This is a genomic window from Paenibacillus sp. FSL R5-0887, from assembly GCF_038002305.1.
GTDB classification, from domain to species: domain Bacteria; phylum Bacillota; class Bacilli; order Paenibacillales; family Paenibacillaceae; genus Paenibacillus_AQ; species Paenibacillus_AQ odorifer.
Genome location: NZ_JBBOCE010000002.1, coordinates 1,488,843 through 1,502,378 on the forward strand (window position 1 = coordinate 1,488,843; position 13,536 = coordinate 1,502,378).

10 protein-coding genes are annotated in these 13,536 nt (G+C 45.9%); 4 read left to right on the forward strand and 6 right to left on the reverse strand.

The window, feature by feature from the left end:
• The first annotated feature begins 34 nt into the window (after positions 1–34).
• On the forward strand, positions 35–514 hold the full coding sequence (locus tag MKY14_RS24495) for a GAF domain-containing protein (protein WP_036676791.1): 480 nt from the start codon (positions 35–37) through the stop codon (positions 512–514).
• Between the two features lie 86 nt (positions 515–600).
• Here the strand turns inward: MKY14_RS24495 and MKY14_RS24500 are convergent, their stop codons facing one another.
• The 3 genes from MKY14_RS24500 to MKY14_RS24510 all read right to left on the reverse strand — a co-directional run bounded on the left by MKY14_RS24500 (position 601) and on the right by MKY14_RS24510 (position 5,523).
• Complete coding sequence (locus tag MKY14_RS24500; RefSeq protein ID WP_036676789.1) at positions 601–3,033, reverse strand: glycogen/starch/alpha-glucan phosphorylase; 2,433 nt, start codon at positions 3,031–3,033, stop codon at positions 601–603.
• 100 nt (positions 3,034–3,133) lie between these two features.
• The gene (gene glgD, locus MKY14_RS24505) at positions 3,134–4,237 is read right to left on the reverse strand and encodes a glucose-1-phosphate adenylyltransferase subunit GlgD (RefSeq protein WP_036676786.1); all 1,104 of its coding nucleotides are present in this window, start codon (positions 4,235–4,237) and stop codon (positions 3,134–3,136) included.
• A 122-nt stretch (positions 4,238–4,359) separates the two neighbouring features.
• The gene (locus MKY14_RS24510) at positions 4,360–5,523 is read right to left on the reverse strand and encodes a glucose-1-phosphate adenylyltransferase (protein WP_076278140.1); all 1,164 of its coding nucleotides are present in this window, start codon (positions 5,521–5,523) and stop codon (positions 4,360–4,362) included.
• 475 nt (positions 5,524–5,998) lie between these two features.
• Between MKY14_RS24510 and MKY14_RS24515 the strand changes: the two genes are divergently transcribed.
• From MKY14_RS24515 to MKY14_RS24525, 3 genes are all read left to right on the forward strand, one after another.
• Positions 5,999–6,682, forward strand: a complete 684-nt coding sequence (locus MKY14_RS24515; RefSeq protein ID WP_038568592.1) for a response regulator transcription factor — start codon at positions 5,999–6,001, stop codon at positions 6,680–6,682.
• Positions 6,679–8,262, forward strand: coding sequence for a sensor histidine kinase (locus MKY14_RS24520; RefSeq protein ID WP_076186276.1), 1,584 nt, complete (start codon positions 6,679–6,681; stop codon positions 8,260–8,262). The genes MKY14_RS24515 and MKY14_RS24520 overlap by 4 nt, the downstream gene beginning before the upstream one ends.
• A gap of 167 nt (positions 8,263–8,429) precedes the next feature.
• Complete coding sequence (locus MKY14_RS24525; RefSeq protein ID WP_036676776.1) at positions 8,430–8,996, forward strand: FAD-dependent oxidoreductase; 567 nt, start codon at positions 8,430–8,432, stop codon at positions 8,994–8,996.
• Between the two features lie 389 nt (positions 8,997–9,385).
• Here the strand turns inward: MKY14_RS24525 and galU are convergent, their stop codons facing one another.
• From galU to MKY14_RS24540, 3 genes are all read right to left on the reverse strand, one after another.
• Complete coding sequence (gene galU, locus MKY14_RS24530) at positions 9,386–10,306, reverse strand: UTP--glucose-1-phosphate uridylyltransferase GalU (RefSeq protein WP_179089473.1); 921 nt, start codon at positions 10,304–10,306, stop codon at positions 9,386–9,388.
• An 18-nt stretch (positions 10,307–10,324) separates the two neighbouring features.
• Positions 10,325–11,311 carry a glycosyltransferase family 2 protein gene (locus tag MKY14_RS24535; protein ID WP_076138397.1) on the reverse strand — a complete coding sequence of 329 codons (987 nt, stop codon included), beginning with the start codon at positions 11,309–11,311 and terminating at the stop codon, positions 10,325–10,327.
• 78 nt (positions 11,312–11,389) lie between these two features.
• On the reverse strand, positions 11,390–13,519 hold the full coding sequence (locus MKY14_RS24540) for a glycosyltransferase family 39 protein (RefSeq protein WP_248549069.1): 2,130 nt from the start codon (positions 13,517–13,519) through the stop codon (positions 11,390–11,392).
• Positions 13,520–13,536: the final 17 nt, after the last annotated feature.

A 13,536-nucleotide genomic window follows, 5' to 3' on the forward strand; every position in this document is an offset into this window, starting at 1 on the left:
TATTTGAATTTAAAGTACAGGAAGGTGATGCTTCATGTTTCAAGCTATGCCTTACGATGGAACACGCAACGAGCAGTTTGAAGCGGTTCTAATCCAACTAGAAGCATTAGTAAAGGACGAACCAAGTGCAACGGCCAACCTGGCCAATGCTTCGGCACTGCTTAAACACGCTATGCCGGATACGAATTGGGCCGGTTTTTATTTATTTGATGGCAAGGAGCTTGTGCTCGGGCCTTTCCAAGGTCTTCCTGCCTGCATCCGCATCCCGTTGTCTCGTGGAGTCTGCGGAACGGCTGCTGCGGAACGACGCACGTTAGTAGTTGGAGATGTGCATGCATTCCCGGGACATATCGCCTGTGACGCCGCTTCAAACAGCGAAATTGTTGTCCCGCTGATCAAGGATGATCGTTTGCTTGGCGTACTCGATATCGACAGTCCGCTGAAAGATCGTTTTGATGATGAGGAACGCCGGTTCCTGGAGCGGTTCGCAGCCCTGGTATCGGAAGTTATCTAAAGCAGCTCTGCCCTATAGAGCATAAGAAATAGGCTGTCTCATTTGTAGGAATCTCCTACTTATAAGACAGCCTATTCTTGTTGAGCCTATAGCCGTACCGGACTGATATTCCAAATCTCCGCGGCGTAGCGGCTAATCGTGTTATCACTTGAGAATTTACCGGAATGACCAATATTTATAATAGACTTTTTCAGCCACTCCTGACGGTTGCGGTATGCCCGGTCAATCTCGACATGAGTCTCGACATAACTTGCGAAATCCTTAAGCACAAAGAATTCATCGTTATTATCCAAAAGAGAATGGAAAATGGTCTCAAACTCCGCACCATGACAGCATATAGGTCCCGGATTAACCAACTGATCCAATACTTCCTTCACACGGCTATCCCCATTGTAGATATCACGTGCGTGATAGCCGCCATGCTGATAATAATCCATTACCTGCTCAGCACGAAGACCGAACAGGAACATATTGTTGTCCCCTACCATCTCATGCATTTCCACGTTAGCGCCGTCCATCGTACCTACGGTTAATGCACCGTTCATCATAAACTTCATATTCCCCGTACCGGAAGCCTCTTTACTCGCTGTAGAAATCTGTTCACTAATATCCGCAGCAGGAATGATCTTCTCGGCCAAAGATACCGAATAATTCTCAAGGAAAAAGATACGGATCTTGCCTTTAACATCCGGATCTTTGTTGACAGCCTCCGCCACAGTATTGATCAGCTTGATAATTCGTTTCGCCAAATGATAGCTTGGTGCCGCCTTTGCTCCGAATATAAACGTGCGCGGTACCATATCCATCGAAGGATTATCTTTGATTTGGTTGTACATATGCAGAATATGCAAAATATTTAGCAGCTGCCGCTTATAAGCATGCAGGCGCTTCACCTGAACATCAAAGATAGAGTCGGGGTCTACATGTACTGAATGCTTGCTGTAAATGTATTCAGCCAACTTGAGCTTATTCCGCCGTTTAATGCTGGCTACTTGTTCCTGAAAGGAAGCATCCTCACAATATTTAATCAAGCCAATCATCTCTTGCGGATGGCTCATCCAGCGGGTTCCTATCGATTGATTGATAAGGTTAGCCAGATCCGGATTGGCATGCATCAGCCAACGCCGGTGAGTAATCCCATTCGTCTTATTATTGAAGCGGTGCGGGTACATTTCATTAAAGAGCCGCATTTCGCGTTTCATCAATATTTCTGTATGCAGCGCTGCTACCCCATTGACACTATGGCTCGCCACAATCGCCAGATGAGCCATGCGAACCTGATCGTCATGAATAATTGCCATCTGTGAAATCCGGTCCTGATCGCCGGGATAACGACTCATCAGCTCGCCGCAGAAGCGGGCATTAATCTCTTCAATGATAAGAAAAATACGTGGAAGCAAGTCCCTGACCATTTGAATAGGCCATTTCTCCAGGGCTTCGCTCAAGATCGTATGATTTGTATAGGACACCATACGAGTTGTAATACTCCACGCCTCATCCCATCCTAATCCATGTACATCCATCAGAATCCGCAGCAATTCAGGAATTACAAGCGTCGGATGTGTATCATTGATATGAAGCGCAACCTTGTCGGGCAGCGATTGTATAGGGAGTCCAAGCTTTCCAAAGGTTCGCAGAATACTTTGCAGGCCAGCGCTGCAGAGGAAGTATTGCTGCTTCAACCGCAACAGCTTGCCTTCGTATTGAGAGTCATCCGGATACAGGAACTCCGAGATGGATTCTACGGAACGCTTATATTCCAGGAATTTATGATAGTCTGATCCGGCAAAAGAGCCAAAGGTTCTGGTAGGCTGGGTGATGGACTCCGCGCTCCAGTTGCGCAGTGTATTCACATGCCGCCGATCTGCACCAATGATAGGCACATCATACGGAACTGCACGAACGGCCTCATATTGACTATGCTCAAAGATAAGCCGCCCGTTCTCCTCCCGAGTCTCAATCACACCCCAGAACCTTACTTCTACCTGCTTGTCTTCACGACGCACTTCCCATACATTATCATTTTGCAGCCAGTAATCGGGCAGTTCCACCTGATACCCGTCAACGATTTTCTGCTCGAACAGGCCGTATTTATAACGTATGCCGCAACCATGCCCCGCATATTGCAGGGAGGCCAGTGAATCCAAGAAACAAGCAGCTAGACGTCCAAGTCCTCCATTGCCAAGCCCAGCGTCGGCTTCTACCTCCTCTATATCCTGCAGCGAGAAACCAAGATCGGCCAATCCCTCACGCACGACCTCCAGCACGCCCATATTCAGCAGATTGTTCCCCAGAAGTCTTCCGATCAGAAACTCCATAGAAAAATAGTATACCTGCTTATCCTTATCCGTCTTGTACTTTTGATTGGTATCCGCCCAATTTTTCCCGGCATTCTCGCGAATCATGTTGCCTAATATTTTATAGACATCAGCATTCGAGGCTTCCTCCAAAGGTTTGCCCAATTTACTGATGAGCGTCTCGCGAAACACCTGTTTGAAAGTTTCTTTATCGTTAAACAACAGCAGGTTCCTCCTGACAAAAGCTTTTTTTAGGGATGCATTAGACTATGCCTGTAGATCAGATAGGTTATACTGTTTCGTTTCATCTAATCCAGTTGGTTTATATTTTGCTGCTCTTGGCGATCACAAATGGACGTTTACTATCCCCGACGAGAATTCGATTCTTACTTAAATGTACGTCCTTATCCATGATCACATTCTCAATAACAGCATCTTCCTCTATAATGCACTTCTGCATAATTACAGAGTTGATGATCTTCGCTCCTTTACGTACCTGAACCCCACGAAAGATCACGCTGTTCTCCACCGTTCCAGCTATAATGCAGCCGTTAGCCACCAGTGAATTGCTGACATTTGCGCTCTCTAAATATCGGGTAGGAGCCTCATATTTAATCTTCGTCTGCACTGGACTTTCTTTGAACAGACTAAAGTAATTCTCCTGCTGAAGCAGCTCCAGACTATTCTTATAATAGCTTTCCAATGAATTAATTACGGCATGATAGCCATGATACTCATAAGCAGCGATTTTGAATTTATGGCGGTTTTTCTGAATGACATCACGGAAAAAGTAACTCTCCCCATGTGCAATGCAATGTTCCACCTGCTCCAGGAACAGTTTTTTCTCCATAATGAAGATATCGAGATATAAATTGGGATGATCCTTCTCATGATGGATATTGGTCACATTATTCTCTTCGTCCACTTCAATACGCTGGCATAACTCATGCTCTGGCTGCAATTGCTCTATTTTTTTGTATACTACTGTAACATCGGCACCCTTCTCCAAATGGTAGCTGTACAAGTCCTGGAGATCGATAGTATTAATATGCTGGCTGCCGGAAAACACAATATATTTTGCAGATCCCCGTTTAAAAAGATCCAGATTATTATGATAATGCTGAAGGTCGCCAAGAGAAGTATCGGTGGGATCATTCCAGTCCGGAGGCAAAATAAATAGTCCCCCATGCTTGCGATTCATATCCCAAGATTTCCCGTCACCCAAATGGTCCATTAAAGAACGGTATTTACGGCGAACAAACAGGCCCACGCTCTCCAGATCCGCACGCATCATATTGGAAAGCACGAAATCTATCAACCGATAACGACTGGCAAAAGGTACGGCTGCACCACAGCGGAAATAAGTGAGTTCATTTAGTTTATCGAGTTCATGATCCAGATTAATTACACCCATGAGTTGCTTCATCGGAATCCACCGTCCTCTTATAATTTATAAGAAAGTATAAGTTTCACTATATACTTTATCCTTATAAATCTCGCATAAACGCTTACCGTCCCTAGAAGGACGCCGAAGGCGTTTTAGCTTGATTATATGGTTTTGGCCACAGCTGATTTACGTTTCTTGCTTTTATTGTCGATCAGCAGAATTTCGTTCTCGTTCTCCCGCTCGATGCCTATTTCCATATAATCGTCGATTACCGTATTCTCACTAATAATCGCTTTATGAATGCGTACGTTCTTACCAATCTTAACCTTAGGCATAATTACGGAGTCCGTAATCACACTGCCTTCACCTACCTCTACGCCATAAAAAAGAACCGAGTGCTTCACTTCACCATGCACAATGCACCCTTCATTAATAATGCATCCTGACACTTTCGCCCCAGGTGCGACATATTGAGCAGGTTGATTCGGATTACGTGTAAATATGCGCCAGTTGGGATCATTTAGATTAAGCGGTGGATTATCGCTCAGTAAATCCATATTCGCTTCCCACAGGCTTGCTACCGTTCCAACGTCTCTCCAATACCCTTCAAAAGGGTACGCAAATAAAGAGTTCCCGTCTTCCAGCATCAAAGGAATGATATCCTTACCAAAATCGTGAGATGACCCTATATTCTCTCCGTCCTCCAGTAAATGCTTGCGGAGAATTTCCCATTTAAAGATGTACACACCCATAGAAGCTAGCGTGCTTTTTGGCTGTGCAGGCTTCTCTTCAAATTCGTAAATTTTCAGATCGTCCTCCGTATTTAAGATTCCAAATCGACTTGCTTCCTCCAGCGGAACGTCAATCACAGAAATTGTGCAATCTGCATTTCTCTCCTTGTGGTATTGCAGCATAGCATGATAATCCATTTTATAAATGTGATCACCGGATAGAATAAGAACATGCTCAGGGTCGAACTGATCTACAAATTTAAGATTTCGATAAATCGCATCGGCTGTTCCCCGATACCAGCTGCTTCCATTCTCACGTTCATGCGGTGGCAATACGAATACTCCACCATTCTTACGGTTCAAATCCCAATCACTGCCTACTCCGATGTAAGAATGTAGTATAAGTGGCTCATACTGTGTCAATACACCGACAGTATCAATACCCGAGTTGGAGCAGTTACTTAAAGGAAAGTCGATGATCCGATAAGTGCCCCCAAAATAGACAGCGGGCTTGGCAAGCGATTTGGTTAAACCTTTCAATCTTTTGCCTTGGCCTCCAGCCAATAGCATGGCTACCATTTCTTTTTTCTTCATGGAAAAGCCTCCCTTGACTTATGGGTAATATAAAGTTCAGCAAACCTAGGATGAATGAACAGAATTCCAAAAAGAAGTGAATTAGAAAAGAAATACACCAGAAAGAAATGAGCCTTGATAGGAAGATGACAAAGTTGAAAAAACGAGGAAGGAAATTTTACACGTTCGGATGATCTAACCTAAAATAGGGAGAGCATTCTCCAAAATCAGGAGCCTGAATCAGGAGATTATCCTTATTGTAAAGTGTTCTATATTCTTCGTCAAAACCCTTTATCGCAATTCCGAAAATCCGGAATTTTTAACCCTGTTTGTCATTAAACACGTTAATATTCCTTATAACTAGATTAACCAATTTAAAGCCATGTGAAAGAAATTCACTCATTTATTCTAGAAAAAGAATCATTCGGTCTTCAGCAAACATTCAACCGGATATGGCATAATGAAGCTATCTATCACCGATTTGGAGGAACCTATGATGAAAGCAGTACAAGGAGTTCGACTTCTGCTCGTAGATGATGAGCCTCATATATTACAGTTCCTGGAGCTGGGTCTCCTTAACGAAGGTTTTGAAGTACGAACCGCGTCGGACGGGCTAAGCGCCATTTCGATTGCAGCTGAATTCAAGCCCCATGTAGCTATCCTGGATGTTATGATGCCGGGTATGGATGGATTCGAGGTATGTCACTATCTGCGCTCAGAAGAGACAGAGGTAGCTGTCATCATGCTTACTGCAAAAGACGAAGTGGATGATCGCGTAAAAGGACTATCTATTGGTGCTGACGACTATATGGTCAAGCCCTTCAGCTTTGATGAATTACTAGCGCGGATCCAAGCGCGGCTGCGGAATCAGTTTCCGGGGCTGCTAGGTGAGGTCCGCTGCGGTCCTTTCCGAATTGACAGTCGGCGAAAGGAAATTCGCTTCAGGGAGGAAGTACTTGAACTCTCCCCTACGGAATACGAGTTATTACAGTATCTCGTTATCAATCACGGCCTTGTACTCAGCAAGCCTATGATTCTTGATAAAGTGTGGGGCTATGATTTTGGCGGTGAGGAAAATATTGTTGAGGTCTATATCCGTTCGCTTCGTGAGAAGCTCGGAGATAAGGAGCACCGTATTATCCGTACCCTGCGGGGTGCAGGCTACCGGGTGGATCTATGAGCACTCCCATCTTCAGATGGCTTCGCAGACTGCCTGCACCACGTTCCCTGCGTAAACAGCTGCTTGCCACATCGCTGCTTATTCTATCAGGATTGCTGCTGCTAATTGGAGTCTTACAATATATCCTTATGCGAGATTTTATATACAGCAATAGAGCCGAGTCTATGGAAGCGCAAATACGTTCTGTCCCCCGTGAGATGTTCTTTAACTTTTTTAATTCCTATGACGAGGACAGCACAGGTATAAATGACACAAACAACGAGTTTAACAGCAATTTCCCGTTGGAAAGAGAAGACATGAATAAAATGCCAAGTGGGCTGCGAACTGGCGAGAACCGGCGTCCGCTTTTGCTTGATGCCCATACAACTCTCGCCATGTACAGCTCGGATGGCACCTTCAGGGATTTACAGCAATTAACCCTCTCAGATATAGCAGCACCCAGGCTGACCAATGAGCAATACGATGCGCTGCTGATTCACACCACGGATAGGGCAACAGGAAATTACAAGCTCATCCAAGCTGAAGACGGCACTGAACATCTAGCCATATTCATGAATCTTTATAGGCCTGGAAATACTAGATTGCTGCTGCAAATGAGTGTGAGCACGGGGCCATTGACGGATGTGATAATGCAGCAGCTGCTGATCTACGCAGGTTTGTCAGTGATTGCTTTATTGACTGGATTATTCCTATACTTGCCGGCCCTGCGAAAGACGTTAGTTCCTCTATCTAATATGGGAGAATCGGCTGAGATCATTAATGCCGGTAATTTGGATATTCGGTTTCCAGTTGACCAAGGACAGGCCGAGATCGACAAGCTTGCTCATTCATTCAATGGTATGCTCGAACGTCTCGAAATATCCTTTCATAATGAACGGGAGGCCAAGGAGCAGATGCGCAGGTTCGCTGCCGATGCTTCCCACGAGCTTAGAACTCCGCTTACCTCAATACACGGTTTTCTTGAGGTCTTGCTGCGGGGCGCCGCCGATAATAAAGAACAGTTATATAACTCGTTGCGAAGCATGCATGGTGAATCGAAACGGATCAACAAGCTGGTCGAGGATCTGCTACTGCTCGCTCGAATGGATGGAGCTCCACAACTGCAGATGACTGATCTGATTCTCAGCGAGGTAATTCACGAAATGAAGCCGCATCTGCTTTTGCTCGCAGATCAACGTAAAGTTACCTTTGATATCTCCTATGGCATCCGTGGTAAATATGATCCCTATAAGCTCAAGCAGGTGATTCTGAATCTGTTCCACAATGCAGTTCAGCATACCAATGCCACGACAGGGAGCATTCATCTCTCTTTACAAGCGGAAGGAAATCAGGCTCTATTAAGCGTGCGGGATAATGGCTACGGAATTCCCGGAGAGCACATCCCACATATCTTTGATCGATTCTACCGCAGTGACTCCTCTCGTACACGTAAATACGGCGGATCAGGGTTAGGCCTCTCCATTACAAAATCTATTGTCGAGGCACATCACGGCAAGATTAGTGTAAATAGCACCGTTGGGGAGGGCACAACGTTTACGGTTAGTCTGCCTTGCGAGGAAGGATTAGCCAAGGAAGAGTAACAACCGTTATAATTAAGAGGAACTGGAGCGTCGCTCCACAAAACTTAAGCGTATGCTTTCGAAGTGAGTTTTGCTTCACAAAACCAAGCGTATGATTTCGTTGCCAGTTTTGCTATGTAGTCCATTCTAAGGAGCATCGCTCCACAAAACTTTTAGGAGGTAAATACATGTACGAAATCGCCGTAATTGGCGCCGGTCCTGCCGGTGCAAGCGCAGCCCTGTTCGCCGCCAAGGCGGGCAAAAAAACGCTGCTGATCGACAACGATAAGGGCATGACCCGCAGAGGTTGGTTTGAGAACTTTTATGGAATTTCCGAAGTAGGTGGTCCTGAGCTGGTCGAAACCGGGCATAAGCAAGCCGTTAAATTTGGCGCTGAGCTGGTTTCCGAACAGGCTATCAACCTCACCTCCAGCGGCAATGGTTTTGTCATTGAAACTGAAGATGGAATTATCTATGAAGCAAAACATGTCATTCTTGCCACAGGCGCCCTTACAGATCTAGCTGCCAAAGCTGGTGTGGAGACTAAGGATGGTACAGAGCCAAGAATCAAAACTGTAGTAGCCGTTGATGCTGAAGGCAAAACGAATATCGCAGGTATTTGGGCTGCTGGTACTGTTGCTGGAGTAAGTGTACATGCCATTATTACCGCAGGCGATGGTGCGAAGGTAGCTATTAATGTAATTAGCGAGTTAAATGGTGCGCGTTACGTTGATCATGATGTGCTGAAAGCTTAATCTATACTCAAAACATAAATCCGGAGGATGATTCTTAGGAATCGGTCTTTCGGATTTTTTCGTCACCCAGGAGAAACAAGTTACGAAATTTAAAAATAACTGCACTTGATGCAGCTATTTCATACAATAACACCCACACGGCTGTTTTAAGTGTATTTTATGCAACTAAAAACAGGCTAACTGAGCATTCTAGCTAAAATGTAAAGATATAGATGTATCAAGTGCAACTAAATCGATTTGCAGCTGTCCCCCATACTTTTAATTGTATAAAGTACACTTATTTGCTCGTCCCTCACCGTCCTTTGAACACCACACGCAAAAAAACTGCTTCAAAACCTCATCCCACCACCGAAGCCGATGTTATGATCGTTTGAAACAGTTTCTCTCCCTCAACTGTGTATACTCCAATGCAAGGAATCCACTTCTTCTTCTCTTCCCTTAAGACTAGCAGCCAGCTCCTGCAAATACGGAACCAATAATGGGCGCAAATCCTCCCGCATCAAACCTACCTCCAGCGTGGCTTTAATGTAACCAAATTTATCACCAATATCATAACGTTTGCCGATTAAATCCAGCGCCAGCAATCCTTCTTGCCGGCATACCTCGTGCAAAGCATCCGTCAGTTGATATTCACCGCCCGCTCCACGTTCGAGGTTAGCCAGTACTGAGAATATCGAAGGCTCCAAAATGTATCGCCCCATAATGGCGTATTCTGAAGGTGCTGTTTCAGGCGAGGGCTTCTCTACCAATCCTTTTACTTCATGAACTCCATTTAGTGAGCCGCTGGAAGCTATAATCCCATATTTGTTAACCTCCTGCCGTGGCACCTGCTGCACACCGACGATAGTCTGCTCCTCTTGCTCATACAATCTCATCATCTGCAGCAGCGCCGGGTCCTCCGAAACCATAATATCGTCACCAAGCAAAACAGCAAAAGGTTCATCACCGATAAATTGTTCCGCACAAAGGATGGCATGGCCTAGTCCCAGCGGCTCTTTTTGCCTAATGTAATGGATGCTCGCTAGCTCACTGATTAGCTGGACTTCACGAAGTAGATCCTCTTTCCCTTTTTCCAAAAGCGTCTGCTCCAGCTCCACCGATTTATCAAAATGATCTTCAATCGACTTCTTATTGCGGCCGGTCACGATGATAATACTTTCAATACCAGAGCGGACGGCTTCTTCTACGATATATTGAATCGCTGGTTTATCCACAATGGGCAGCATTTCTTTTGGCTGAGCCTTAGTGGCAGGCAGGAAACGAGTGCCTAAGCCCGCGGCGGGAATGACAGCTTTTCTAATCTTCATCATGAATCCCTCCCTTGCAGTTTATTTACGGAGATGGGTCACAGGGTGCTCACGAATGTTCTTTTGCTGCCCCTTACCTTCATAGAACTCTTGGACAATATAAAGCGGACGTCCCTTAGTTTCGTCATAAATCCGGCCGACATATTCACCTAGTATTCCTAGCATAATGAGTACAAATCCGTTGAAGGTCAGCGTAATTCCAATCATCGAAGCCCAGCCCTTAACAACTGAGTCTGTAAAAATCACCAGGTACAAAACATACATAAGGTACAGAAAACCAGAAGCCGACAGCAGTGCGCCCAAATATCCTGCCAGCTTCAGCGGCTTATAGGAAAAGGAGGTGATTCCGTCCAAAGAGAGCTTGATCATACGTTTTAGTGGATATTTAGTTTCCCCCGCCAGACGTTCATCCCGTTCATATTCAATCGCCTTCTGACGGAAACCAACCCAGCTGACCAGTCCGCGCACGAAACGGTTTTTCTCCGGTAGACGTTTGAGCTCTTCGCAGACCCTACGATCTATAAGCCGAAAATCACCCGTATCCACAGGGATAGAAATATCGGTTGAATAACGCAGAATTCTATAAAAGAGGCTGGCCGTCCACTTTTTGAATAGGGATTCACCGTTTCGCTTCACCCGCTTAGCATATACAACTTCATACCCCTTCTTCCATTCCGCAATCATGTCCAAGATCAGCTCAGGCGGGTCTTGCAAATCAGCATCAATAATGACAACTGCATCCCCAAGGGCATAGTCCATTCCGGCAGTAATAGCGATCTGATGTCCAAAGTTACGTGACAAATCGATCAGCTTCACACTCTCATCCCAGTAGCTATATTCCTCGATCATCTGGGCACAGTTGTCGGTGCTGCCGTCATTCACGAAGATCAGCTCATACACTTCCTCCGTCATTGCCATCACTTTTTTAATACGGCGATACGTTTCCTGAATGACTGCCTCTTCATTAAACATCGGTATAATAATGGAATAGCGCACGTTGATACTCATGAGCAGCTCCTCCTTTAATTTAAATGCTGAAGCGTGCCTGCAAATGTATTAGCACGCTTCGTACTCTAAAACACTGAACTAGTTAACTGTAACTTTGTATAACGTTCCGCTGTTGCCAGCGTCATTTCCTGCCCAATCCGCTGCTGGAACCTCTGTGCCATTGTCGGTAATCCAGGTAGAGAGCGTAGAATTCCCTCCACGTCCACCACCCATACCGCCGCTGCTCAGCAGGAAGTATTTCACCTTTCCACTCTTTACTAACGCCTTTAGGGTATCTGTGGTATATACTGTGTCCGAATTGGAAAAACCGTTCAGAATAACAACCGATGCCCCCTTATCGACGATATAAGGAGCTGCTGTGCCATAATCCAATACGGCAAACAGATAAGGCTCCCCGGTATTATTTTCCTCCAGATAGGACAACAGACTCTCATTCGCACTTGTGGCGCTATTACGTCCAAAGTTGCTAGAATTGCCGCCCATTCCTCCTCTGCCCTCACTGCTGCCTGGTCCTGCTTCAGGGGTTTGACTGTTCAGGCCATAAGTAATTGGGGTAGCTGCCCAGTAGAGCGGGCCAATTAACAATACTAGTACAGCAACAATACTTGCCGAGAAAACAAATGGCTTCTGCTTGCCTTTAAGAACGACCAGCACCAAAGAAACAACTATACCGGCAGCCAGAATGCCAATCGACCAGCCCCTGCCAATCGTATCGTCATAAGGATGAATAATGTACCATTGAAAAACTGCTGTAACCAGCGTCGCAACTGGCAATAGCCATGACAGCCAACCAGAGTGCTCACGATACAGACTCCAGAGCTTTGACCAGCCTGCACCGACCAGCGCGGCTATCGGCGGAGCCATCATCACCAGATAATATTGATGGAAGAATCCCGCAATACTGAAGAATCCCATCACCGGCACCAGCCATGCTAACCAGAATAGAGCTTCTTTATGCCCTTGCGTAAAGTTCCTTCTCCGCAGATTAGCGAATAATCCAATACAACCAAACAATACAAAAGGCAGCATCCAGCTTGCCTGACCTGACAGCTCTGATTGGAACAGGCGCAGTGGACCTGCGGTTCCAGTATTGAACATTCCACCTCCGCCGCCATTCATGCCGCCGCGTTGTCCTTGACCCCCACCTTCACCACCAAATTGCCGGTTTTGATTATCTGTTCCACCGCCGGGTGGTTGCCCTGGAGAACCTCCATCATCGGCGCCATTTTGACTGTCTGAGGTTGAATTCATACCTTGCCGACCCGAAAATGATCCACGTCCGCTATCCGTACCATTTTCAGCATCTGCCCCGTTCATAGCGGGTCTTTCACCGTTCATAGCTGGCATCTCGCCATTCATGTTCGGCATCTCACCACCATTCATTGAAGGCATTCCACCTCCGCCACCACCTGTCCCCCGATCACCCGTCAATCGGGCGACACCATTATAACCAAAGGCAAGATTGAGCACGGAGTTAGTACCGCTGCTGCCGATATAAGGTCGTTTACTAGCGGGAATCGAATCCACTATCACTGCCCAGGATAACGAGACCACGAGTAATATAGCTGTCGAGGCCGCTAATACTCCGGTTTTTCGCTTCCAGTTCACTTTCGCAGCCAAGACATAAAAGAGATAAAAAGCCGGCAATACCATATAAGCCTGCAACATCTTCTCATTAAACCCAACACCGATTAAAGCGAATGCGGCAAGGAGACTGCCCAGCTTATTACTCTTCGTTCCTTTAAATAAAAACCAAACCGCCAACAGTAACGTGAATACTAACAAAGCATCAATGTTATTCGTCCGGCTAACAGCCGCCGCTACTGGAGTTGTTGCCATGGCCAGCGCTGCTAAACGAGCTGCTGCTTTACCAAAGGTAGGTTTTACCAGAAGGTATACGAGCAACACGGAGCCCACGCCCCCAAGCGCCTGAGGTAAAATTACACTCCAGCCATGCAGCCCGAAAATGAGTGCGCTAAGAGTCTGAATCCAAAAGGTGACCGGTGGTTTATCCACCGTGACTGAACCTGCAGAGTCGAGTGAAGCGAAGAAGAAATTATGAAAGTTTTGCAGCATACTTCCCACGGCAGTGGTGTAGTATGTATTCACATAGTGGTCATTCCAAACTCCATAACCGTACAAAAAAGCAGCGAGTATTAAAATGAGCCACAGTATAAGATCCGAGCTTATTTTTCTAGCAAAACTCATCTCCATTTCACTCCTAT